Consider the following 24267-nt stretch of genomic DNA (forward strand, 5'->3'; position numbering starts at 1 on the left):
GCTAGCCAATCCTTGATCGACTGAGTGCTGGTCTTAGGATCAATGCGGGCTGCCCCCCGACGTAGCCGCTGAAGACCCTCTCCAGATCCGGTTTCATGACATCCTTCCAGAAGGGAAATGCCTCAACAATTTGCTGGAAGAACCGATACCCATTCTCCAATGTAGCTGGCATCTCCCGCTTATCACCGTTCACGGTCTCCATCTCCCAACTGTCGCTCATGAACCGCTCTGCCAAATGCCTCGACAGCTTCGCGAGCAGGCCGGTCTTCCAGATGTAAAGGGAAGCCTCTATGTCCTCCGGCTTGAAGAACCAGGTTTCCGGCAGATGGTCGCGGACTTCGTCTATCTTCGCGTTCACTGTTTTCCAGCCGACATTTTGATCGACCAGGGCCTTCTTATCGGCCTCAGATTGCTTTGTTCGAAGATTGAGCGTGATGGACTTACCGTCCTTTCCCAACAGCGTTCGAGTATGGCTGAAAATGCCGTCCCTGCTGGTCTTACCTACGACTTGGACTCCGTGAACGAACGTTGCATCACCGATTGTCCGGACGGCAGGCAGCGCCAGTTCACCGCCAGCTTGAAAATGGACTTGAACCAAAAATTCTTTTGACCGGCTGCCCGTCGAATCGCAGAGTAGTCAGTTTCGGCGGGCGACCAATTGTAGAACTCGGCTTGGTGAAACGCCAAAGCAATGGCGTTAAGCACTGTAGTTTTACCGGCGTTGTTAGTTCCGATTAGGACAGTTGGAAACCCTGGTTGCAGTTCGAGCTCAAAATAATCGATTCCGCGAAAATTTTTGATTACGACTTTCGACAATCTGTAATCGACAGGCATCGTATCGCACCCTCGAAGTTGAACATACCCGCCTCGGCGATCAGCCGCTGTCCGACTTATGTCGGTCGCATGGGCGGACCATTAACTTATACTTGTAAAGGTTAGCGTCCTACGAAAGCGATGGCGGGGGACGACAAATTGAAGATGGTTTTAAACGGGCTCAACGGGAGCTACCTGCGAAACATTCTTGAAAGCGCGGCGGCCGAACTGAAAAACGGCTCCAATCTGACCGAACGGGTGGACGCGGCCGTAGCGTATGTTTCAGACCAAGATCTTCTTTTTGAGTGGTGTTGGAAGCGAGATATTCCTCTTCGGTTTTGGGGGCGCTTTGATGAGGGCGTCCCGATCAGTCCACACATCCTTAAACGTTTCCTTGATCGCAAATCCCCAAACTACGTTTGCAGACTCGTCAGACAGTTTCATCCAAAGGTGATTTGGTGGAGAGGATTTGGAGTCTACATCGGTTCTGCTAATCTAAGCCAGTCTGCTTGGTGGAAGAATGTCGAAGTCGGTGTTTTCCTCACGGCGACGAGTTGGTAGGCGACAACAAGGCTCTGGAACTTGAATTGTTTTTCCAAGCTGTTCATGCCCACTCGTCTCCACTTACCGACGAGCTTTACGCTTTGATCGAGCAACGATCTGCCGCCTTGGACAAACAGGCCGCAATTGATCGCGAAGCTGCAAAGAAATTTTGGAACACCGACTACGTGCAGCCATGGGAGGGGCTTGGGAACGTTTCAGGCAAAGCCGCCCTCGACCTCAGGAGAGATGCGTTTCTGAATGAGTGGATGCAGACGCTTCAACTCCTCCGCGATCTGGCCGCAAAAGTTTCCGCCGATGAGAATAGACCAAGTTGGGTCGCCAAGGATGCACCTTGGGGCGCTCAGGCTGACCAGTTTCTCCATGCGCACTACTATCAAAATACGTTCGATGGTCGGCGAGCCGATTACGAGACGCATTTTAAAAGCCACCAAACAAACCCCGGCTTGGCTGAAGAGACAGCCTTGTCTTGGTGGCGATCTCTTAAGTCAGCTCCAAACGGTGAAGACCTCACTCTTAACAAGTGGGCACCATATCTTCGTCAGATCCTAAGCGCCGAGCGCATCATGGCGACTACGGAGGGCGAATTTGCTGAGATTCTGTCCCACATCCACGCTGCAATAGAATACGCGCGCCGAGTGTCAAACCGGGCGGTGGGTCTTCAGGAGGGTCCTCCTTACAACATGTCCGAAAAAGTGATCGCTTTGGCCAAACACATCTATAAGCAGCCAGAGAGAGGTGGGCCGTCACCGGTGGCGACCTTGAATTATGTACTTTACGGCGGCCCTGCGAAGGAACTGCCTAGCCGCATGTGGGATGCTTTGCACGACCCAAAGTTAAGAATTGAAAACTTCGGCATTAGCGCGATGGGCGAGCTAGTAGGCTGGGCCCTGCCGAACCAATTTCCACCGCGCAACGGCCGTACAAGTAAGGCTTTGCGTTCTTTGGGACACGACGTCACGGTGCACGTGTGATTGAACGGTTTGATGCGTACTAGGGTCCCGGAAGGCGTAACCATAGAGACGCTCGCTGCCTTCGCTAACGCACAGGGCGGTACGTCGCCGATCGGCATCGCTGGCAACGGATCGATCTCCCGCGATAATGATTTCAGGGCACATAGTGTTTAGCTCTACTCAGCCTGGCGTAGCAGATACTCAGCCGTCCTTTGGTTTGTCTACGAGTTTCTCGACCAGCCGCCTGAGCTCGGAAGGAGTGGTGTGCCCGGCAACAACCTCGTGATAACCGATCCCTGCCCTTCGTAGGGCCTCCTTCTTGACAGCATCGCGCGCTGCGGCGAGACCTTGGTGATGGGCGCCGCCTTGGTATTCGATCGCATGTCGGGGCTGGCAGTCCTCGTTCACCAGAAGCAGGTCGACCCGTTTCGAGTTGATGCAACGGTAGGCGTCCGCGTCCTTGCTGCGCAGAATTTCGCCTAACGATACTTGTGCCATCACCTGCCATCCGGGATTGCAGCCTATCACTATGGTGTCGAGCTCCCGGAATACGCGCGCTTCGCTCTTGTTGAGGAGCGGCTGTATCGTGAAGTGAGCCCCCATAACGATGCGTAATTGGTCAGCAGCGTCGGGTTGTTTTGGAGTGACTGGATCAGGCTTCGGCGCTAACGGCCTGTTATCTATTTTGCTCCAATCGCGCTTCCTGTCCCAGCGCCAACGGTTCTTTTCCCGCCACGCCTGCCGTCGTATCTTTGAACAGAACCGCTCGACGGCCATACCACCAAAGGCGCCGACCAAGAGAACGGCGATCAGCAGATGTGGCTCTTCGATCAAACCAATAATCTCGGGGGGCATGCCGGTAATCTTACTGGACGCGGGTTCTTGTAATAAGCCACGACTGACGAGAAAACACCAGGGAGCGGAGCGTTTGACTTTAAGGTTGGAGCTGCGCGCCAATCAGCTCCAGCATACTCCTGCAAGGGTTAGGGTGCCGGGCCGCGAAGCTTGTTGGTGCGGGCTTCTTGCCAGCGCTGGACCGGTCGCGGGGAGCGTCGGGGGAGCCGCCGCGCTTTTTTCAGCGGAGATGCCCCCTCCCGGTTAAAAAAAACCGGTGGGGTCAGGGTGACTCCTGGACGCGGCAATCGCGACGAGATGGACGCCAGTCCGCCCACCAGCGGTCAGGCATATTTCAGGCGAGGGCAAGCGCCTGGGCGATATCGGCAACAAGATCGTCGGGGTGCTCGACGCCGATCGACAGCCTTATTGTCGACTCAAGAACGCCGATCCGTTCCCGAACGTCCTTGGGCACGCCCGAATGGGTCATGGCGGCAGGATGGCTAGCCAGCGATTCCGTGCCGCCAAGGCTGACGGCAAGTTTCAATATCTGAAGGGCATTGAGAAACGCGAACGCCGCGACCTGACCACCGCGGATGTCGAACGAGAACGTCGATCCGGCGCCTGTGCATTGCGTCCTGAATACCCCTGCGGCCGCAGTGTCGTCGCCAAGGAATGGCAGATAGGCCACCCTTGCGACCTTCGGATGGTCGGCCAGAAATTCGGCGACAATGCGAGCATTGGCGTTGGCTTTCTCCATGCGGATGCTCAGCGTTTCCAGCGAGCGGCCGAGCATCCAGCACGAGTGCGGATCGAGCTGCGTGCCGATCGCCCCCCTGAGCGCCTTGATCGACTTGGTGACGGCCTTGCTGCCAAGTGCCGCGCCGGCGATCAGATCGGAATGGCCGCCGACATACTTGGTCAGGGAATAAACGGAAACGTCCACGCCGTGGTCAAGCGGACGCTGAAAAACCGGTCCGAGCAAAGTATTGTCGCACACGACGACCGGGCGCTGTCCCTGTTTGGCGGCGATCTCGTCGGCGATGCGGTCGACCGCCACGAAATCGACCAACGAGTTGGTCGGGTTGGAGGGCGTTTCGATGAAGATGAGCGATACGCGGCCTTTCCTGCAGCCTTCATCCGCCGCTGTGCGAATGGCTGACTCATCGACGCCATCGGCGAAACCCACAGCGCCGACGCCAAAATTGGCCAAGGTCTTGGCTAACAAAGTTTCGGTGCCGCCATAAAGCGGTTGCGAATGCACGATAACGTCACCCGGACGGGCGAAGGCAAGCAGAGTGGTGGCGATGGCCGACATGCCGGACGAGAACAGGATGCAGGCCTCGGCCCCTTCGTAGATTGCCAGGCGATCCTCGACGATTTCGCTGTTGGGATGATTGAAGCGGGAATAGACCAGCCCGGCTCCGGTTCCGCTCGGCGGTTCCTTGCGTCCGGATACGAAATCGAAGAAATCGCGGCCCTCTTCGGCAGATCGGAACACGAAGGTCGAGGTGAGGAACACCGGCGGCTTCACCGCACCTTCCGACAGCTGAGGGTCGAAGCCGTAGCTCACCATCAACGTTTCCGGATGCAGCCGATGATTTCCAATATGCGTCTTGGACGGACGTGGGGCAGTCATGGCGATTCCTCCGGTCAGGTTTCTCAGACCAAAATTAGAGGAAGAACCAACACCAGTCTCTTGCTAATCCACTCGGGTCCATGGTCATCCAGACAGATCAGGCACGCCATGCTGCACTCGCGCCAGAGGAACGTGGTTTTCGGACTCGAAACGGTCCGGTCGGTCCGATCTCTTTCTAATTCTAAGCGCGAACGGCAACCAAGAACCGTTAGTGGCGAAGGCAGCAGGAGAATTGGAGACATACCGGACCGACCGGACCGGAAATGTTTTGCCGAGTGCCTGGGCGCCAAGCCGGAAGACGCAGTGCACGGTCAGCGAGGCGCGCGGTTGCTGGGGCATGCGGCACTGCAAGAGATCAGATCAGGAGGGATGAGGGCCGGCCTTCAGTGCGCTCTCGCGGCGCGCGGAGGCTGGCCCCGGGCCGCGCATATAGTGGAGCTCCGGCCGGTAGCGCGGTGCAACGAGTTCGCGAAAGGCTGATGCCAACCGAGTCGAACGATCCATGACAACTTTCCCTGGGCGCACTCGTAGCCGATTCCTGTAACCGCAAGCCGCCGCCGCGGGAGGCTGTTCGTTCCCGATTTTTGTCTGCGCTACGACGCCTTTTCCGCCGACCGCGGATGTACCGGCGGCGGCCGCATCTTTCAGGAATGCTATGTGCGACCACATCCACAGTCTCGCGGCCATCGAGGCGCTCCTTATGACCTTGTGACGGCCGGCGGACATGGTGGCAAAGTCCGCGACGCCGACGTCGATACGGTCTCGGTTGATCGGCCGCTTGAACAAAAGACCGAATCGGATTGGGTCGCAGTCAAAAATTCCCACGAGGTGACGGACGACAAGAGGCCTACCCCCAGGGCGGCGGCCAAAAACGCTGCTGGAGGGCCGAACAGAAGCTTACGCGACATCATTGTCCCTACCTCACACGCCGGTATTGATGTGGAACAGGGTCTTCGCCGCCCGGCATGTCTGAAGCTGTAGAAGCAAGAACCGTGCCACGCAATCGCAAGGCCGGGCTTCCAGCCGCCCTGTTTTGGGCGGCGTCATGCGTTCAAGTACCTGGTTCGTCAGTCGCTTCTTACTCGTCCTAGCCATTTGCTCCCCTGGGTGTTCGGGTTGCTTGAGTCGATCGTTTGCCGGGTTTCCGAGGGGGAGCCGCAAGGCGCGGTTTTCGACGGAACTCCGTGGGACAGAGTGTTCCGCTCCCGGAGCGCTGGACAATCGTTTTCTGGCTGAATAGGTTACGGTTTGCGACGATAAGTTTCGTGGAATCAATGGGTTGCCAAGGTCGGGGTCGAGCGTTCGAATCGCTTCACCCGCTCCAGTGTCCTCTAAGGGAATCAAGCATCGAAAAGCCGCGGTCCACCGCGGCTTTTTCGTTTTTGGGCAGCACGGCATCACCCAGCAGACGGAGCGAGCTTGTCACTTGCCGGCTGCCTGTGGCCTTCAGGCGCTTTGTTCGCCGCTCGGAATACCCCCAATAGAGTTAGGACTTTTGCTTTTCAATTTCGGACCAAGGTCCCTTGCGGACAGGTGTATTTAAACCAAACTGGCGAAGTAGTGGACCATCATATTAGAGAGTCCTCCTATTTATAGTCTGGAACCATCCTGGCGGGAGGGCGGCTCGAAGGAGGAATTATGAAAACTCGAACCAGTCTGTTCGCAACGGTCGCCGCTCTCGCCCTTGTCGCGTCTCCAGTCCTCGCCGGCCCCGGCGGCAATGGTGGCGGGAAGGGTAATGGCGCAAGCAACGGCAATGGCGGAAACTCGGCTGCAGCCGGATCGCAGGGCCACGGAGCCGCAACGTCTGCGGCGGCTAGGGATAAGTCGACGCGGGGAATTGCTCATGCAATGGCTGTCGTTTCGACGACGCCGGCCTCGCCGCAGGCCACCCTGTCCTTGCAGGCAGCCCTGGACAAGTTCCTGGCAAGAAAGGCCGATCCGGCCGACGATACCTCCGGCGAAATTCCTGACGCAGCCGAATAAAAATCGCAAATCATGCGCTGCGCGGCGGCGCATCCTAGCATCGAGATTCTTGGTCACTTGCCGGGCTGCTTCATCTGTTCGGCCGATGCCGTGGGTCAAGAAACAGCCGACATTCGAGTCCGATCCTAAGGGATCCCCTGGAACGGTCCTGCCCCTACAGACGGTCCAGCGAGCACCACCGGCCTCGGGCCGGTGGTGCGTTCTTGGGGCGCGGGCTCGACTGGCGCTAGCCGTGGCCGTTTCCGGCCGATCTTCATCCATGCGCGTTGGCCAACGAAGCGGCAATCGCCGCAATCGAGCGGAACAGCACGAGCGGGTCATCCCTTAGCGGAATGAAACCACGCCGCTGCCAGAACGCGGCGGCTTCGGGATCGATGGCGTTGACCAGGAGCGCGCGGCCGCCGACGAGCTCCGCAGCCATTACGCAGCGCTGCAGCGCGTGCTTGACCAGGCCGGTTCCGATGCCGCGGCCGGCCCAGCCGGCGTCGGTGGCCAGCTGTCCGAGCAGCAGGCAGGGCACGGGATCGGGAGGTTGGCCGGTGCGAATGGATCGAGCGCGCCGGCATCGACCTCGAAATGCCCTGCGCATTGCTATCTGGCGCCGGCGCCTTTGCGAAAATCCGACGGCGACATGCCGGCCAGCTTGCGGAACGACTTGTTGAAGGCGCTGAGCGAGCCGAAACCGGAGTCCATGGCGACGCGCAGCACGTTGGCGTCCTGGTGCATCAGCAGCGCCTGGGCGTAGCTGAGCCGCAACAAATTGACATACTCGTTGAGCGTCATGCCGGTCGACTTCTTGAAAACGCTCATGGCGTATTTGGGATGGATGTCGGCCGCCGCCGCGATGTCGACGCAGTCGATGTCGTAGAGGAAATTCTCGGCGATGAAGTCGCACATGCGCCCGACATTGCGCAGCGATTGCTGGTCGAAGGGGCTGCCTGCTTCCTGCTCGATCGGCGTTTCGGGTACCAGCCGGTAGGGTTCGAAGCGCACCCGCTCCAGCCGCAGCAAGAGTTCGTTGACGGCGTGCTCGGCCTTGCCCGCATCGCCCGAGCGGACGTAGCGGTTCCAGCGCTCGAAATTGTCGCTGTCGGACCGGTCGGTGGCATTGGTCACCAATGTCGCGCCGGTCATCAGCCGGTTGCGGACGTCGGCGGGCAGGTGCAGCCGGAAGAAGTGCACCAGCGGCAGATGCGCGCCGGCATAGACGGCATCGTCCGACGCATCGTCCATCTGGTGCGGCAGGCCGCCCCAGAACAGGCACATGTCGCCGGCCGAAAGCGCGATCTCGTGCTCGTCCATGCGGTAGTGCACGGCGCCGCGGACGATGAAATTCACCTCGACCTGGGCATGCCAATGCGGCTTCAGCATCACCAGGGGCTGGGTGTGAAACATCTGCAGCAGCAGCGGCAGACCCTCCACGCTGCTGGCGCCGGGCTGGTAAAACGGCCTTTCCGGCATCTTACTTTCCGCCCATTCTTTATTCCCTTTGTCGCGGACAAGCCTTCGCCGGCGCCTAGTCTAGCCATGCTCGCGAAGAGAGAGCAAATGAAATGGGAGGATTTCAATGCGCATCACACTGACCTGCGCCGCGTTCGCGCTTGCCCTGGGCTCAGCCCCGGCCTTTGCGCAATCCGGCGAAATCACGATCTGGAGCTGGAACGTCGCCGCTTCGTCGCTGAAGGCCACCATAGAAGGTTTTAACAAGCAGTTCCCCGACATCAAGGTCACGGTCCAGGATCTCGGCAACCAGCCGACCTACGACAAGTCGATCGCCGGCTGCGCCGCCGGCGGCGAGGGGCTGCCGGACATCGTGACGATCGAGAACGGTGAGGCCGAGAACTACTGGAGCCAGTTCCCGGACTGCTTCGTCGACCTCCATACGCTCGGCTATACCGCCGAGGACCAGGCAAAATTCCCCGATTTCAAGCGCACCGAGCTCGAAGTGGAAGACAAGGCCTATGCGATGCCGTGGGATTCCGGCCCGGTGGCGATGTACTATCGCCGCGACTTTTACGAGAAGGCCAGCGTCGATCCCGCATCGATCAAGACTTGGGACGATTTCATTGCCGCCGGCAAGAAGATCCAGGAGGCCAACCCCGGCGTGACGATGACCAACGCCGATTTCAACGGCGACTCCGAATTCTTCCGCATGATCGCCAACGAGCAGGGCTGCGCCTATTTCGCCGCCGACGGGCAGTCGATCACCGTCAACGAGCCGGGCTGCGTGGCGTCGATGACCAAGATCAAGGAGATGAAGGACGCCGGCATCATCACCTCGGCCGATTGGGGCACCAAGATCACCAACAACACCGCCGACAAGGTCGCCAGCCAGATGTATGGCGGCTGGTACGAGGGCACCATACGCACCGAATCGCCCGACGGCAGCGGCAAATGGGGCGTCTACCTGATGCCGAGCCTCACCGCCGACGGCCCGCGCGCCGCCAATCTCGGCGGTTCCTCGCTCGCCATCACCTCGGTGTCGAACAACAAGGAAGCCGCCTACGCCTACCTGAAATATTCGCTCGCGACCAATGAGGGCCAGATAGCGATGCTGAAGGGTTTTGGCCTGGTGCCGTCGCTGATCTCGGCGCTCGACGACCCCTATGTCTCCGAAGGACAGCCCTATTGGGGCGGCCAGGCGGTGTGGAAGGACATTCTTGGGACCTTGCCGAAAGTCGTCCCCAGCCGCGGCACGCCGTTCCAGAGCGACGCGGAAATCATCGTCCGCGCAGTGCAGACCAAATATCTCGGCGGCGGCTACCCCGACGCCAAGGCGGCGCTCGATGATGCCGCAAGCCAGATCGCCTCGGCGACCGGCCTGCCGGTCGAGGAGTGATCTGAACGCGACTCCCCTTCTCCCCTTGTGGGAGAAGGTGGCCTCGCGAAGCGAGGTCGGATGAGGGGTGTTCCAGGGAACACCAACGTCTCATTCCGTCCAGCACCCCTCATCCGTCTTGGCGCATGCGCGCCAATCCACCTTCTCCCACAAGGGGAGAAGGCAAAGCAGGCCGGTAAACCTAGAAACGGGAAGCGAAGGAGGCAACGATGCGCTATCAGAACGCCACGGCGTACCGCTTCCTCGCGCCCTATCTGCTGATCTTCTCGATCTTCTGGCTGTGGCCGATCATCAACTCCTTCCTGATCTCCTTCCAGGCGACGCGCACCGTGCCGTGGCGGTTCGCGCCGACCGTCAACTGGAGCCGGCTGATCGGCGACCCGGCCTTTTTCAACGCATTGAAGAACACGCTGCTCATCCTCGTCATCCAGGTGCCGGTGATGATCACTTTGGCGATCGTCATGGCGGTGCTGCTCAATTCGCCGCTGCTCAAGGCCCGTGGCCTGTTCCGCTTCGCCTTCTTCGCCCCGGTCGTGGTCGGCGAAGTCGCGTATTCGGCGGTGTTCCGGCTGATGTTCAATCTCGACTACGGCATCATCAACAAGCTGCTGAACGGCGTCGGCCTGCCGCGTATCGACTGGTTTTCCAACGTCACCCCGGCAATGGCGGTGATCATGATCGCGGTGACCTGGCGCTGGGCCGGCTACAACGCCATCATCCTGCTCGCCGGCCTGCAGTCCATCCCCCAGGATGTCTATGAGGCGGCGACGCTGGACCGCGTCAGCAAGCTCAAGCAGTTCTTCTACATCACCCTGCCGCTGCTCAAGCCGATCATCGTGTTCTGCGCCGTGCTGTCGATCATCGGCACCATGCAGCTGTTCACCGAACCGTTCCTGATCACCGAGCGCGGCGGGCCGGGCGGCGGCACCGAAACGCTCGGGCTGCTGCTTTACCGCCAGGGTTTCAGGTCGCTCAATTTCGGCTACGCCTCGGCCATCGCCTACACCATGGCCGGGCTGGCGATCGCCATCTCGCTGGTGCAACTGTGGCTGACGAGGGAGCCGAAATGAGCTCACGTTCCTCCTCCAGCCGCTCCTCATCCAGATTGGGACGCAGCATCGCGCTGCATCTCTTCCTGACGCCGCTGGCGCTGATCTGGCTGTTTCCGCTGTGGATGATGGTGATCTTCTCGACCATGCCCGACAGGGGCATTTTCAGCCCCAGTATCGAGCTCTTGCCGCACGGCAGCTTCCTCGACAATGTCAACAATCTGCAGCGCGACACCAATTTCATCGGCGCCATCGGCATCTCCGTCTCGGTGGCGGTGACCTACACCTTCCTGTCGGTGCTGCTCACCTCGATGGCCGGCTGGGCGCTGGCGCGCTACCAGTTCTTCGGCAAGGGCGTCGTCGTCGCCATCATCCTCGGCACCATCACGCTTCCCTATGCTGTCGTGCTGATCCCGCAATTCATCATGGTGGCGCGCGACTTCAAGCTCGCCAACAACTGGGTGGCGCTGATCGTGCCACCGCTGTTCAATTCGCTCGGCGTGCTGTTCATGCGGCAGAGCTTCTCGATGATGCCGGGCGATCTGTTCGACGCCGCACGCGTCGAGGGGGTCAAGGAATGGCGGATCTTCCTGTTCGTAGCGCTGCCGCTGGCGCGGCCGATGCTGGCGGCGCTCGCCATCATCCTGTTCCTTGCCTCCTGGAACAATTATCTCTGGCCGCTGCTGATCAATTCCAAGCCCGGCGCGATGACGGCGCCGGTGGCGCTCGGCACGCTGATCGGCCTCACCAAAGTGTCGTGGGGCGGCATCATGGCGGGCGCCGTGATGCTCACGGTGCCGATGCTCGTCGTCTTCGTGCTCTTGCAGCGCCATTTCGTCGCCGGCATTTCCGCCGGCGCCATCAAATAGGATCAGCATGGCAGCGGTCACACTCAAAAATGTCGTCAAGCGCTTCGGCGTCTTCGAGATCGTTCACGGCGCGAACATCGGCGTCGAGGACGGCGAATTCGTCGTCTTCGTCGGCCCCTCCGGCTGCGGCAAGTCCACGCTGCTCAGGATGATCGCGGGGCTCGAGGACATCAGCGGCGGCGAGATCGCCATCGGCGGCAAGGTAGTGAACAATGTCGAGCCGGCGGACCGCGGCATCGCCATGGTGTTCCAGTCCTACGCGCTCTATCCGCATATGAGCGTCGAGCAGAATCTGAGCTTCGGGCTGAGAATGAACGGCAACCCGAAAGCTGACACCGAGCGGCGGGTGAAGCGGGCCGCCGAGATCCTGCGCATCGCCGAGCTGATGAAGCGGCGCCCGCGGCAATTGTCGGGCGGCCAGCGCCAGCGCGTCGCCATCGGCCGCGCCATCGTGCGCGAGCCGCAAGTGTTCCTGTTCGACGAGCCGCTGAGCAATCTCGACGCCGAGCTCAGGGTGCAGATGCGGGTCGAGATCTCGCGCCTGCACAAGGAGCTCGGCGTCACCATGATCTATGTGACGCACGACCAGACCGAAGCAATGACGCTGGCCGACAGGATTGTCGTGCTCAACGCCGGCAATATCGAGCAGATCGGCGCGCCGCTCGATCTCTATGACGACCCCGCCAACCGCTTCGTCGCCGGTTTCGTCGGCTCGCCGAAGATGAATTTTCTGGCGGCACAAGTGGTCGGCAACGACGGCAATGCAACGCTCCTCGAACTCGCCAACCATGGCGGCGCTCGGCTGCAGAAACCGCTGTCGGGCGCCCCGCCTGCGGCCGGCGCCGAGGTCGTGCTCGGTGTGCGGCCGGAGCATTTCTTCGAGGCCGGCGAAGGCGATTGCGACATCGCCGTCAAGGCCGATGTCGCCGAGCACCTCGGATCGGTGAGCTACATTTATGCCAATGCCGGACCAGAGGAACTGATCATCGAGCGCGAGGCGTCGCGGCAGCGGGCGACTGGCGACCACATGGTGGTGTCGATCAAGGCTGGCCAATCGCTTCTCTTCGACAAGTCAGGTGCTCGCATTCGCTAGTGCCCAAAAGCATGCCCTCGGGCGTGAACCGAGGGTGCGCAGCGGTTTGGGACAACGCCATGCACACCAAGACACGCAATTTTCTTTCACCAACTCGCGACGCCGAGGCGACCCCAAGGAGATCCAGGAATGACGTCCGAACCACAAAAAATCCGCTGGGGCATTCTCGGGCCCGGCACCATCGCCAAGGCCTTTGCCGGCGGCGTCGCCCATTCGCGCACCGGCACATTGGTCGCCATTGGTGCGCGCAATCCCGGCAAATCGGGCCTTAATGAAAACTTCCCCGGCGCCCGCATCCTCGACGGCTATGAGGCTCTGCTCGCCGACCCGGACGTCGATGCGGTCTACATTTCGACGCCGCACCCCAGCCACGCCGAATGGGCGATCAGGGCGGCCGAGGCCCGAAAACATGTGCTTTGCGAAAAGCCGATGGGGCTGACCGCTTTCGAAGCGGACGCGATGATCCATGCGGCGCGCAGGGCCGGCACCTTTCTCGGCGAGGCCTTCATGTACCGGCTGCATCCGCAGACGGCAAAGCTGGTCGACCTCGTCAGGTCCGGCGCGATCGGCGAGGTGCGCATGCTGAAATCGAGCTTCGGCTTCGCCATGCCTGGCTTCATGCCGGAGCACCGGCTTTATGCCAACGATCTCGCCGGCGGCGGCATTCTCGACGTGGGCGGCTACCCCGTTTCGATGGCGCGGCTGATTGCCGGGGCCGCATCAGGAAAGCCTTTCGCCGAGCCGGACAAGGTGGCGGGTGCGGCGCATCTCGGCCAGTCCGGCGTCGACGAATGGGCTTCGGCGCTGCTGCATTTTCCCAACGGCATCGTCGCCGAAGTCTCCTGCGGGATCTCGCTCGCCCAGGACAATGTCCTGCGCATCCTTGGTACCAAAGGCCGCATCGAGGTCGCGGATTTCTGGTATGCGAGCGGCAGGGAAGGCGGCACCGGCGAGATCCGCATCATCCGTTCAGGCGGTGAGGAGGTGGTCGAGGTCAGGGAAGACCGCTGGCTCTACGCTTTCGAGGTCGACGCCGCCGGCGAGGCGATCCTGGCCGGAAAGCAGGAGTTTGCCTGGCCGGGCATGGGCTGGGCCGACAGTCTCGGCAATCTGCGTGTGCTCGACAAATGGCGTGCCGCCATCGGGCTCGAATACGAGATCGAAAAACCCGAAAAACGCGTCGACACCATTTCTGGCCGGCGGCTGCGCTCCGGCGGCACCATCATTGCGAAGCGCGAAATTCCGGGCCTGCCGCGGCCGGCCTCGTGCCTGGCGCTCGGCTTCGAGGATTTTCGCACCTTCTCCTCCGGCATGATCCTGCTCGATGCCTATTTCGAAGCCGGCGGCAACGTCTTCGACACCGCCTTCATCTATGGCAGCGGCTACACCGAAACGCTGCTCGGCCAATGGTTGAAGAACCGCGGCGTACGGGAGCACTCGGTGGTCATCGGCAAGGGCGCGCACACCCCGCTCTGCTATCCCGATGTGATCGGCAAGCAGCTCACCCAGTCGCTCGACCGGCTGCAGACCGATCATGTCGATGTCTATTTCATGCACCGCGACGATCCCGACGTGCCGGTCGACGAATTCGTCGACGCGATGGACCGGGAGGTCAGGGCTGGCCGCATTCGCGGTCCGTTCGGCGGCTCGAACTGGACGAAGGAACGCATGGACGAGGCGATTGCCTATGCCGAGCGGACCGGCAAGCAGAAGCCTGGCGCGCTTTCGAACAATTTTTCGCTGGCCGAGATGCTGGTGCCGATCTGGCCGGGTTGCGTCACCTCGTCCAGCGACGAATGGAAGGCCTGGCTGACCGCCCGGCAGATGCCCAATTTCGCCTGGTCGAGCCAGGGAAGGGGTTTCTTCACCGGCCGCGCCGGGCGCGACCAGCGTGACAATGAAGAGCTGGTCCGGGTCTGGTACTCCGAGAAAAATTTCGGCCGTCGCGACCGGGCGATCGAGCTCGCCAACAGGCTGGGCAAGAGCCCGATCCATGTCGCGCTCGCCTATGTCCTGGCCCAGCCGTTCCCGTCCGTCCCGCTGATCGGACCGCGCACGCTCGACGAACTGGAGGACAGTCTGCAGGCCCTCGACATTGCGCTTTCGCCCGACGACATCGCGTGGCTGGATGGCGGTTCGGATCAGCATCGACGCACGGGCTGAGGGGGGCATCGCTGCCCTTTCCTTCTCCCCTTGTGGGAGAAGGTGGATCGGCGCGCAGCGCCGAGACGGATGAGGTGTGCTGGACGGAGTGCGTCAGTGCCAAGCTGGAGCACCCTCATCCGTCGCCTTCGGCGACACCTTCTCCCACAGGGGGAGAAGGGGAGTCGCGTGTCCCGTAACTCTCCGACTTGCGGTCGAACGGCGACCACGGCTCTAATCATCGGGATCGTTCGCACCGCGACTACAGTGTTGTTTGAATTAGCTTTTCTATTTCTTGAAAAGCTTGTTTCTTTCCTACATACTTCGCAAACCGACCGCGCAAACATGGTAGAGATCGAGTTCCACGAACGGCGGGGATGAGTCATGACCGAAGCTGAAGGCCATGTACGATTGACCTCGGGCGACGACCCGGATGGACGCGATCATATCAGGCGCATCCCCGACATCATTTCGCTGGTGAAGGACTCTTACGGTGAATTGCGCCCGGCGGAGCGGCGCGTCGCCGATGTCGTGCTCGACGATGTCAGGTTCGCGGTCGACGCCTCCAACGCCGTGCTCGCCCAGCGCGCCGAGGTCAGCGAACCCACGGTGACCCGGTTCTGCCGCGCCATCGGCTGCGAGGGGGTTCGCGATTTCAAGCTGAAGCTGGCGCAGAGCCTGGTCGTCGGCGCGCTCTATCTGAGCAAGCCGCCGCCGGTGAGCAGCGACAATGGCATGCCGTTCTGGAATGCCGTGTTCGGCGAGGCGCGCCGGGCACTGCAGGAAGCCGAACGGCAGCTTGATCCGGCGCAGCTGGTGAAGGCCGCCGAGCTCATCGCCAAGGCGCGCCAGGTCACGGTGTTCGGCCTCGGCGGCAGCTCGTCGGCGCTGGCGCAGGAAACCCAGTACCGGCTGTTCCGCTACGGCATCACCGTCGTCGCCCAATGCGACCCCTATCTGATGCGGATGACCGCCTCGACCCTGAAGCCCGGCGACCTGGTGATCGCCATTTCGGCGACCGGACGCACCCGCGAAGTGATCGAGGCCGTCGAGCTGGCCAAGCATTACCGCGCCGATGCGATCGGCTTGACCGCGCCCGACACCGAGCTTGCCCGCGCCTGCGACGTCAGGCTGACGGTGGCGGTGCCCGAATATCCCGACACGCTGAAGCCGACCGCCTCGCGCTTCGCCTTTCTGGCCGCGATCGACCTGATGGCGGTGGCGGCCGCATACAAGCTCGACGGCTCGGCCCGCGAAACCGTCCGCCGCATCAAATACAACGCCCAGATCCACAGGACGGGCAAGGAGATGGAGCCGCTGGGGGATTGAGCAGCGCGGCTTCTTGCCTTCTCCCCTTGTGGGAAAAGGTGGCCGCGAAGCGGCCGGATGAGGGGTGCTCCAGCTTGGCACCAACGGCACTTCGGCCAACACCCCTTAACAGTCTTGGCGCATACGCGCCAATCCACCTTCTCCCACAAGGGGAGAAGGAAAGAAGCTGCGGCGAATCGAAGGAGAAAAAATGCTCGACATGGCACCCTCAAAACAGGCGGCCTGCTGGCTTTCCTCTCTTTCCCGCGCCCTCGAGGCGGGCGACGCCGCGGCCGCGACCAATCTGTTCGTCGAGGACTGCTACTGGCGCGATCTGCTGACCTTCACCTGGAACATCAAGACGATGGAAGGCCGCGCGGCGATCCGCGACATGCTGGATGCCACTCTGGCGGCGACCAAGCCGACCGCCTGGCAGCTCAGTGGCGAGGCAAGCTCGCACGAAGGCATGATAGAGGCCTGGTTCAGCTTCGAGACGTCGTCGGCCTGGGGCCAAGGCATCATGCGCCTGCAGGACGGCAGATGCCGGACGCTGTTCACGGCGATGAGCGACCTCAGGGGTTTTGAGGAGCGCAGGGGACCGGCGCGGCCGCTGGGTGTCCGCCACAAGGCCGACCCGGACCGCGAGACCTGGGCCGAGGCGAGGGCGCGCGAGACGCGTGATCTCGGTGCCATTGAGCAGCCCTATTGCCTGGTCATCGGCGGCGGCCAGGGCGGCATCATGCTGGGCGCACGGCTGCGGCAACTCGGCGTGCCGGCGATCGTCATCGAGAAGAATGCGCAGGCCGGCGATTCCTGGCGCAACCGCTATCGCTCGCTCGTGCTGCACGATCCGGTCTGGTACGACCATCTGCCCTACATCCCGTTTCCGGAGAACTGGCCGGTGTTCACGCCCAAGGACAAGATGGGCGACTGGCTGGAAATGTACACGCGCGTCATGGAGCTCAATTACTGGACCTCCACAGAATGCATCAGCGCGTCCTACGACGAAGCCAAAAAAATCTGGACGGTCGAGGTCGATCGCGCCGGCGAGCGCATCACGCTGATGCCAAAACACATCGTCTTTGCGACCGGCGCCTATGGCCCGCCGCGGCAGATCGACCTGCCGGGCGCCGCTGCGTTCCAGGGCGAAATCCTGCATTCCAGCCAGTATTTTAGCGGCGAGACATTCCGCGACAGACGCGTCGCGGTCATCGGCGCGGCGAGTTCGGGGCACGATGTCGCCGTCGACCTCTGGGAGAGCGGCGCTGCGGTGACCATGATCCAGCGCTCGCCGACGACGGTGGTCAAGTCAGACACGCTGATGGAAGTCGGCTTCGAGATCTTTTCGGAAAAGGCGCTGGCCCGCGGCATCACCACCGAAAAGGCCGACATGATCGTCGCCTCGACGCCGTTCGCGCTGCTGCCGCAAAGCCAGCGGGCGCTGTACGACATCATCAAGGCGCGTGACGCGGCCTTCTACGACCGCTTGCGCGGTACCGGCTTCGCCATCGATTTCGGCGACGACGAGACCGGGCTGCTGATGAAGGCCTACCGCACCGGCTCGGGCTACTATATCGACGTCGGCGCTTCCGATCTGATCATCGAGGGCGCGATCGGCGTCCGCAGCGGCGTCGAGATCAAGTCGCTGACGCCGACCGGAATCCTGTTCGACGACGGCAGCGAATTGGCGGCCGATGCGATTATCTCCTGCACCGGCTATCAGTCGATGAACGAAACCGTAGCGGCGATCGTCTCGCGCGACGTCGCTGACGAGGTCGGGCCGTGCTGGGGGATTGGCTCGGGCGTGAAAGGTGACCCCGGACCATGGCAAGGCGAATTGCGCAACATGTGGAAGCCGACGGCGCAGGAAGCGCTATGGTTCCACGGCGGCAATCTGGCGCTGTCGCGCTTCTATTCGAAATATGTGGCGCTGCAGATCAAGGCGCGGATGGAAGGAATGGCGACGCCGGTCTATGGGTAGCAGCGCATCTCTCCTTCTCCCCTTGTGGGAGAAGGTGGATTGGCGCGCAGCGCCAAGACGGATGAGGGGTGTTGGACGGAGTGAGGCGTTGGTGTTCTCTGGAGCACCCCTCATCCGACCGAGCTTCGCTCGGCCACCTTCTCCCACAAGAGGAGAAGGAAGAGCTGCCCAGCCTTCACCCACGCCCGAGATGCCGGCTCACCACATCGACATGCGTCTGATGCGCATGCGCTTCGTAGCGGTCGGTATCGCCAAAATCGTTAGCCGCTTCGTTCGGCCACCAGGTGCCGCCGACCACGATGCCGTCCGAGACCAGTCTCTGCTCGGCGGTCAGCGAGGCACCGACCGCGTCGACAAAGGTAAAACGGCCCGGACGCAGCCGCAGCACCGCGATGTCGCCGACGGCACCGACCTTAAGCGTGCCAAGCTCGGGCCTTGCGATCGCCTCGGCCGGCCGTTGTGTCGCCGCGCGCAGCACCTCGACCAGCGGCATGCCGAGCGCCATCAATTTCGACATGCAGACCAGAATGTCGAAGGCGGGGCCGTCGACGCAGTAGAGATGCACGTCGCTGCTGATCACGTCAGGCGCCAGCCCTTCGCTGAGCATCGCCCTGGCAACCGAGAAATCGAACGAGCCCATGCCGTGGCCGATGTCGAAGATGACGCCGCGCTCGCGCGCCAGCCGCATGTCGGGCCGGACCGCGCCCGAGGCGAAGACCGGCGCGTTGGGAAACGGCCGGAAGCAGTGGGTGAGGATGTCGCCCTTGCGCAGCCGCGGCAGCACTTCCGAACGGCCTGGCGGCGGCTCGTCGATATGCGCCATCAGCGGCAGGCCGGCCTGGTCGGCAGCCTCGAGCGCCAGATCGACCGGCGCGATGCCGCTGCTGCCGCCGGCATGGCGACCCGAGCGTACCTTTACGCCGACGACCACGTCTGCGTGCTCGCGCACCGCCGCCACCGTCTCGCGCGGTTCGCAGAGCCGCAGATCGCTGCACTCGCCAACCGAAACGGTCTGCGAGAAGCCGAAAATGCCGGCAAAGGAAATGTTGACATAGGCCAGGATGCGGAGCTTCGAGCGCTCGATGACGTGGCGGCGAAAGCCGAGGAGGTTGCCGGCGCCAGCGCTTCCGGCGTCGATGAAGGTTGTGGTGCCGCTTTTTGCAGCGAGGCGGTCGGCATCGACGCCAAGCGAGGTGCCGCCCCAATAGACGTGGCTGTGCAGGTCGATGAGGCCGGGCGCGACGATGGACCCCGTCGCATCGATGACGCGCGCGGCGCGCTCGAAGGGAATGTCGGGATCGATCGCGGTGATGCGGCCGTTGGCGATGGCCAGATCGCGTTGCGCATCGAGGCCGGATGCCGGATCGATGAGGCGGCCGCCCTTCAGCAGGAGATCAAATTGCATCGGCGTCCGGCTCCTGTCTGTTCTCGTTCAACCGGCCTGTCCGCGCAATTCTCATACAGGCCATGTCAGAAAGCAACATTTTTTCGGACTTCATGTTGCTTTGTTACAGGAGCGTCGCAAGCGTAAGCGTAGCGCCAAAAATTGCCGATCTCCCCCCAAGTGGGGGAGATGCCAAGTTTTGGCAAAGAGGGCAGGACAGAGGGGGGCGCTGTCCCGCCGACTTTCCGCAAGGTTCTGCCCGGCAGCAGCATTTTGGAAGGAGGGAAGCGGTGCCATGCTCCGCCAAGGCACTCACCGGTCGATCCGCGTCGACAGGATGATCGACGACGATGTCCGCTCGACCCCGTCCATCGCGCCAATCTCATCAAGCAGCGTGTCGAGATCCTTGATCGAGGGCGCGTCAACGATGACGATCATGTCGAAATTGCCGCTCACCGAATGCAGCGTCCGCACCGGCGGCAGCGCCTGCAGGCTGCGCACCACCTTGTCGGCAAGCTTGGGCGTGACGGTGAGCAGGACATGCGCCCGCACCAGTCCCTGTTCGTAGTCGGGTGAAAGCCTGACGCCATAGCCGGTGATGATGCCGCGCTGTTCCAGCCGCTCGATCCGGCTCTGCACCGTCGTCCGCGACACGCCGAGCCGCCGCGCCAGTTCGGCCGTCGAGGCGCGCGCATTCGCGCGCAGCAGGGAGAGCAGGGCCTGTTCGGCGTTGCTAAGCACTTTCGACGAACCTCATCAGCATACTGTCCAATTTGGCACTTCGTTTTGAACAGTTCAACACTTCCTTTCGACAGGCAAGCTGCGATTCTGTCCGCTCTGTGAAAGGCAAGGCGAGGGAACTGTCATGAAGAACATCATAATTGTCGGCGCCGGCAAGATCGGCTCGACCATCGCCGAGATGCTGGTTTCCACCGGCGACTATCACATAACCCTCGCCGACCGTTCGGCCGCACAGCTCGGCGCGGCCGAACTGCCTGAAACGGTCGAGACGTTAGAACTCGACATCGAAGCCGCCGGCACGCTCGAAGCGGCCCTTGCCGGCAAGTTCGCGGTGCTCAGCGCCGCGCCCTTCCACCTGACCACGCGCATCGCCGAAGCGGCGGCCAGTGCCGATGTGCATTATCTCGACCTGACCGAGGACGTCGTCGCGACCCGGCGCGTCAGGCAATTGGCGCGTACAGCCAACAGCGCCTTCATCCCGCAATGCGGGCTGGCGCCGGGCTTCATCTCGATCGTCGCCAATGATCTCGCCAGCCGCTTCGACACGCTGGAGAGCGTGCGCATGCGGGTCGGCGCACTGCCGCAATACCCGTCGAATGCGCTGAACTACAATCTGACCTGGAGCACGGACGGCGTCATCAACGAATATTGCGAGCCTTGCGAGGCGATCGTCGAAGGCGAACTGATCGAGGTACCGCCGCTGGAGGAGCGCGAGGAATTCTCGCTCGACGGCGTCACCTACGAGGCGTTCAACACCTCGGGCGGGCTCGGCACACTGGCCGAAACCCTGAAGGGCAAGGTGCGCACGCTGAACTATCGTACCATCCGCTACCCCGGCCACGCCGCGATCATGAAGGCGTTGCTCAACGATCTCGGCCTGCGCCACCGCCGCGACGTGCTGAAAGACATTTTTGAGAGCGCCCTGCCGGCGACGCTGCAGGACGTCGTCATCGTCTTCGTCACCGTCAGCGGCCGCAAGAACGGCCGCCTGCTCCAGGAAACCTACGCCAACAAGATCTACGCCAAGCGCGTCGGCGACAAGGTGCGCAGCGCCATCCAGATTACCACCGCCTCCGCCATCTGCGCTGTGCTCGACATGCTGGCCGACGGCAGCTTGCCGGCGCAGGGTTTTATCAAGCAGGAAGACATCGCGCTCGACGCGTTCCTCGCCAACCGCTTCGGCCGCGCCTATGCGCAGCACGAGATGGTTAGCCGGCTTGCGGGTTAGGTGCTCGCTGACCAGAGATCGGTGGGACAGCGCCCTCTGCCCTACCGGGCATCTCCCCCACTTGGGGGGAGATTGGCCGGCATCTCCGCTTTCGCCAATCTCCAACGCTTAAAGTAGGGCGGGACGGCGAGGCTGCCGATCTCCCCCAAGTGGGGGAGATGTCCGGCAGGACAGAGGGGGCGCGAAGGAACTCGACCGAACGAGGTTCGAATCCGCCGTGAGGCCAGCCAGCCCTCAAACATGCAAGGCATGCCCCATCGCCTTCAGCGCCGCCTCCTGAAAACCCTCGCCTTGTGTCGGATGGGCATGGATGGTGCCGGCGATATCCTCCAGCCGCGCGCCCATTTCCAGCGCCAGGCCAAACGCCGTCGACAGTTCCGACACGCCCTGGCCCACCGCCTGGATGCCGAGCACCAAATGGTTGTCGGCGCGGGCGACAACTCGGACGAAGCCATCCTCACTCATCTTGGTCATCGCGCGGCCGTTGGCGGCGAACGGAAACAGCCCGACCTTGATCTCGCCGCCGAGCCTCTTGGCCTCCTCCGGCGACAGGCCGGCGGTGATCAGCTCCGGATCGGTGAAGCAGATGGCGGGAATTGAGCGCTTGTCCCAGCTGCGCTTGTGGCCGGCGACGATCTCGGCGACCATTTCGCCTTGCGCCATCGCCCGGTGCGCCAGCATCGGCTCGCCGGTGACGTCGCCAATGGCAAAGATGCCGCGCATCGAGGTGCGGCACTGGTCGTCGATGCGGATGAATTTGCCCGCCATGTCGAGGTCGATCTGCTCCAGCCCCCAGTCTTCGACCACCGGCTTGCGCCCGACGGTGACCAGGATCCTGTCGGCGGCGATTTTGGCATTCTTGCCGGTCGTCGTTTCGACCAGCAAGGCATCGCCCTTGCCCGACAGGCCCTTGGCCTTGGCGTTCACGAGCACCTCGATGCCGAGCTCGGTGAGCCGCTTCACCACCGGCCGGGTCAGCTCGGCATCATATTGCGCCAGCACGCGCGGCAAGGACTCGACCACGCTCACCTTGGCGCCCAGCTTGGCGAAGGCGATGCCGAGCTCGAGCCCGATATAGCCGCCACCGACGACGGCAAGCCTTTCCGGCACTTCGCTCAGCTCCAGCGCTTCGGTGGACGAGATTACCGGCCCACCGAACGGCAGTGACGGCAGCTCGACCGCCGCCGAGCCGGTCGCGATCACCACCATCTCGGCGCGGACGACCTGCATGCCAGTCTCGGTCTGGACCTCGACGGTCTTGCCGTCACGGAATTTCGCCCAGCCATGCACGGTCTTGACCCCGGCCTTCTTGAGCAGGCCGGCAACGCCGCTGTTAAGCCGGCTAACAATACCGTCCTTCCAGGCGATGGTCGCTTCGAGATCAATCGACGGCGTGGCGATTGAAATGCCGAGCGGGCTCTTGCCGCTCGCCATGTGCGAGATTTTCTCGAACTCCTCGGCCGCATGGATCAGCGCCTTGGACGGAATGCAGCCGACATTGAGGCAGGTGCCGCCCGGCTTGCCGAACTCGACGATAACCGTGTCGATGCCGAGCTGGCCGGCGCGGATGGCGCAGACATAGCCGCCCGGACCGGCGCCGATGACGAGCAGCTTGCAGGATATTTCCTTCATCATGGCACCCTGGTTGGTCGAGCCGGCGGGACAGCACCCCCCTCTGGCCTGCCGGCCATCTCCCCCCTCAAGGGGGGAGATTGGCAGCTTTGGCGCTCCGCTTGGTCCTGCAACGCTGGAGATTAGCGAAAGTCGGGATGACAGCCGATCTCCCTCCTTGAGGGGGAGATGTCCGGCAGGACAGAGGGGGGCGCGAAGGATCGCTACTGCTCTCATTCTGCGCCCCTGCGATCCCCTGTTCATCATCTCAATCCACAAAAATCAGCGCCGGGGTCTCCAGCAGCGTCTTGATCCGTTGAATAAACACCGCCGCGTCCCAGCCGTCGATGACGCGGTGGTCGAAGCTGGAGGACAGGTTCATCATCTTGCGCGGCGTGAACTGGGTGCCGTCCCACACCGGCCGCACCATCATCTTGTTGACGCCGAGGATCGCCACTTCCGGATGATTGATCACCGGCGTCGTCGCCACCCCGCCCATGGCGCCGAGCGAGGTGATGGTGATCGTCGATCCCGACAGTTCGTCGCGCGCCGCCGTGCCTGACCTGGCCGCCTCGGCGAGCCTGAAAACCTCGGCGGCGCAGTCCCAGATGTCGCGTGCCTCGGCGTGCTTGACCACCGGCACCACCAGCCCCGAAGGCGTCTGCGCGGCAATGCCGATATGGACGCCGCCATGCTGGTGGACGATGCCGGCCTCGTCGTCGAACAGCGCGTTGATTTTGGGCTGGTCGGCGATCGCCTTGACCATCGCCCGCATCAGGAACGGCAGCAGCGTCAGCTTCGGCCGCTCCACGCCGCCGCGCTTCTCCTTGTTGAGCGCAGCGCGCAAATCCTCCAATGCCGTAACGTCGATCTCCTCGACATAGGTGATGTGCGGGATGCGCGACTTGGCCAGCGCCATCTTCTCGGCGATCTTGCGCCTGAGCCCGATGATCTTGATGTCCTCGACGGCCTCGTTGCGGGCGAGGCCGGAGACCTTCGCAAGCTGCGGTCCGCGCGCCAGGAAGGCGTCGATGTCCTCGTGGAGAATGCGGCCGGCCGGGCCGCTTCCCCTGACCTGTCGGAGATCGACGCCGGCCTCTTTTGCCCTGAGGCGGACGGCCGGCGACGCCAGCGGCTTTTCACCTTCGGGGCGCGGCGCGGCGACGGATGCAGGACCTCGATCGACCGCAGCACCCCCACCCCTAACCCCTCCCCACAAGGGGGAGGGGGATTCCG

The 24267-nt window shown here is 62.3% G+C and carries 21 protein-coding genes; 11 read left to right on the forward strand and 10 right to left on the reverse strand.

All coding sequences use genetic code 11. The annotated features are described in order from the left end of the window. Position 1: 1 nt before the first annotated feature. Both AC0L2Z_RS28590 and AC0L2Z_RS28595 read right to left on the reverse strand, forming a co-directional pair. Positions 2 to 457: a hypothetical protein gene (locus AC0L2Z_RS28590; RefSeq protein WP_473629924.1), complete on the reverse strand. Its 456-nt coding sequence runs from the start codon at positions 455 to 457 to the stop codon at positions 2 to 4. Between the two features lie 44 nt (positions 458 to 501). Continuing rightward, a complete protein-coding gene (locus tag AC0L2Z_RS28595; RefSeq protein ID WP_473522984.1) occupies positions 502 to 834 on the reverse strand; it encodes an AAA family ATPase in 333 nt (110 codons plus the stop codon). Between the two features lie 144 nt (positions 835 to 978). Here AC0L2Z_RS28595 and AC0L2Z_RS28600 point away from each other — a divergent pair, with 144 nt between their 5' ends. Further along, the gene (locus AC0L2Z_RS28600; RefSeq protein WP_473536376.1) at positions 979 to 1374 is read left to right on the forward strand and encodes a phospholipase D family protein; all 396 of its coding nucleotides are present in this window, start codon (positions 979 to 981) and stop codon (positions 1372 to 1374) included. Further along, positions 1368 to 2348, forward strand: coding sequence for a phospholipase D family protein (locus AC0L2Z_RS28605; RefSeq protein ID WP_473629925.1), 981 nt, complete (start codon positions 1368 to 1370; stop codon positions 2346 to 2348). The genes AC0L2Z_RS28600 and AC0L2Z_RS28605 overlap by 7 nt, the downstream gene beginning before the upstream one ends. Positions 2349 to 2528: 180 nt before the next feature. Here AC0L2Z_RS28605 and AC0L2Z_RS28610 read toward each other — a convergent pair whose 3' ends face one another. Continuing rightward, on the reverse strand, positions 2529 to 3182 hold the full coding sequence (locus tag AC0L2Z_RS28610) for a DUF2726 domain-containing protein (protein WP_473530548.1): 654 nt from the start codon (positions 3180 to 3182) through the stop codon (positions 2529 to 2531). Between the two features lie 334 nt (positions 3183 to 3516). Continuing rightward, entirely contained in the window at positions 3517 to 4800 is a 1284-nt protein-coding gene (locus AC0L2Z_RS28615; RefSeq protein WP_473629926.1) for a cystathionine gamma-synthase family protein, read from the reverse strand. 1851 nt (positions 4801 to 6651) lie between these two features. Between AC0L2Z_RS28615 and AC0L2Z_RS28620 the strand changes: the two genes are divergently transcribed. Next, positions 6652 to 6786: a hypothetical protein gene (locus AC0L2Z_RS28620; RefSeq protein WP_287068147.1), complete on the forward strand. Its 135-nt coding sequence runs from the start codon at positions 6652 to 6654 to the stop codon at positions 6784 to 6786. Positions 6787 to 7039: 253 nt separating this feature from the next. Here the strand turns inward: AC0L2Z_RS28620 and AC0L2Z_RS28625 are convergent, their stop codons facing one another. Both AC0L2Z_RS28625 and AC0L2Z_RS28630 read right to left on the reverse strand, forming a co-directional pair. Then, complete coding sequence (locus tag AC0L2Z_RS28625) at positions 7040 to 7306, reverse strand: GNAT family N-acetyltransferase (RefSeq protein WP_287068149.1); 267 nt, start codon at positions 7304 to 7306, stop codon at positions 7040 to 7042. A 71-nt stretch (positions 7307 to 7377) separates the two neighbouring features. Next, positions 7378 to 8247, reverse strand: a complete 870-nt coding sequence (locus tag AC0L2Z_RS28630; RefSeq protein ID WP_473530389.1) for a helix-turn-helix domain-containing protein — start codon at positions 8245 to 8247, stop codon at positions 7378 to 7380. 106 nt (positions 8248 to 8353) lie between these two features. Between AC0L2Z_RS28630 and AC0L2Z_RS28635 the strand changes: the two genes are divergently transcribed. The 7 genes from AC0L2Z_RS28635 to AC0L2Z_RS28665 all read left to right on the forward strand — a co-directional run bounded on the left by AC0L2Z_RS28635 (position 8354) and on the right by AC0L2Z_RS28665 (position 18067). Continuing rightward, positions 8354 to 9625 (forward strand): ABC transporter substrate-binding protein, encoded by a 1272-nt coding sequence (locus AC0L2Z_RS28635; protein ID WP_473629927.1) that lies wholly within the window; start codon positions 8354 to 8356, stop codon positions 9623 to 9625. Positions 9626 to 9834: 209 nt separating this feature from the next. Further along, on the forward strand, positions 9835 to 10695 hold the full coding sequence (locus tag AC0L2Z_RS28640; RefSeq protein WP_473629928.1) for a carbohydrate ABC transporter permease: 861 nt from the start codon (positions 9835 to 9837) through the stop codon (positions 10693 to 10695). Next, positions 10692 to 11543 carry a carbohydrate ABC transporter permease gene (locus AC0L2Z_RS28645; RefSeq protein WP_473629929.1) on the forward strand — a complete coding sequence of 284 codons (852 nt, stop codon included), beginning with the start codon at positions 10692 to 10694 and terminating at the stop codon, positions 11541 to 11543. Before AC0L2Z_RS28640 ends, AC0L2Z_RS28645 begins: the two co-directional genes overlap by 4 nt. A 7-nt stretch (positions 11544 to 11550) precedes the next feature. Continuing rightward, positions 11551 to 12636 carry an ABC transporter ATP-binding protein gene (locus AC0L2Z_RS28650; protein ID WP_473629930.1) on the forward strand — a complete coding sequence of 362 codons (1086 nt, stop codon included), beginning with the start codon at positions 11551 to 11553 and terminating at the stop codon, positions 12634 to 12636. 129 nt (positions 12637 to 12765) lie between these two features. Further along, positions 12766 to 14799, forward strand: coding sequence for an aldo/keto reductase (locus tag AC0L2Z_RS28655; RefSeq protein ID WP_473536358.1), 2034 nt, complete (start codon positions 12766 to 12768; stop codon positions 14797 to 14799). Positions 14800 to 15162: 363 nt separating this feature from the next. Then, positions 15163 to 16107 carry a MurR/RpiR family transcriptional regulator gene (locus tag AC0L2Z_RS28660; RefSeq protein WP_473536359.1) on the forward strand — a complete coding sequence of 315 codons (945 nt, stop codon included), beginning with the start codon at positions 15163 to 15165 and terminating at the stop codon, positions 16105 to 16107. Between the two features lie 190 nt (positions 16108 to 16297). Further along, a complete protein-coding gene (locus AC0L2Z_RS28665) occupies positions 16298 to 18067 on the forward strand; it encodes a flavin-containing monooxygenase (RefSeq protein ID WP_473629932.1) in 1770 nt (589 codons plus the stop codon). Positions 18068 to 18242: 175 nt separating this feature from the next. Here AC0L2Z_RS28665 and AC0L2Z_RS28670 read toward each other — a convergent pair whose 3' ends face one another. Both AC0L2Z_RS28670 and AC0L2Z_RS28675 read right to left on the reverse strand, forming a co-directional pair. Further along, complete coding sequence (locus AC0L2Z_RS28670) at positions 18243 to 19472, reverse strand: amidohydrolase/deacetylase family metallohydrolase (protein WP_473629933.1); 1230 nt, start codon at positions 19470 to 19472, stop codon at positions 18243 to 18245. Between the two features lie 291 nt (positions 19473 to 19763). After that, complete coding sequence (locus tag AC0L2Z_RS28675; RefSeq protein WP_027153643.1) at positions 19764 to 20192, reverse strand: Lrp/AsnC family transcriptional regulator; 429 nt, start codon at positions 20190 to 20192, stop codon at positions 19764 to 19766. Between the two features lie 124 nt (positions 20193 to 20316). Between AC0L2Z_RS28675 and AC0L2Z_RS28680 the strand changes: the two genes are divergently transcribed. Next, positions 20317 to 21420: a saccharopine dehydrogenase family protein gene (locus tag AC0L2Z_RS28680; RefSeq protein ID WP_473536362.1), complete on the forward strand. Its 1104-nt coding sequence runs from the start codon at positions 20317 to 20319 to the stop codon at positions 21418 to 21420. Between the two features lie 234 nt (positions 21421 to 21654). On the opposite strand, the gene lpdA is transcribed toward AC0L2Z_RS28680, so the two are convergent. Together lpdA and AC0L2Z_RS28690 are read right to left on the reverse strand one after the other, a co-directional pair. After that, positions 21655 to 23052, reverse strand: a complete 1398-nt coding sequence (gene lpdA, locus AC0L2Z_RS28685; RefSeq protein ID WP_128175393.1) for a dihydrolipoyl dehydrogenase — start codon at positions 23050 to 23052, stop codon at positions 21655 to 21657. A 247-nt stretch (positions 23053 to 23299) separates the two neighbouring features. Then, a partial coding sequence (locus tag AC0L2Z_RS28690) for a dihydrolipoamide acetyltransferase family protein (protein ID WP_473629934.1) occupies positions 23300 to 24267 on the reverse strand: 968 nt, incomplete at its 5' end.

The sequence above is a fragment of the Mesorhizobium sp. WSM4850 genome (assembly GCF_055811735.1).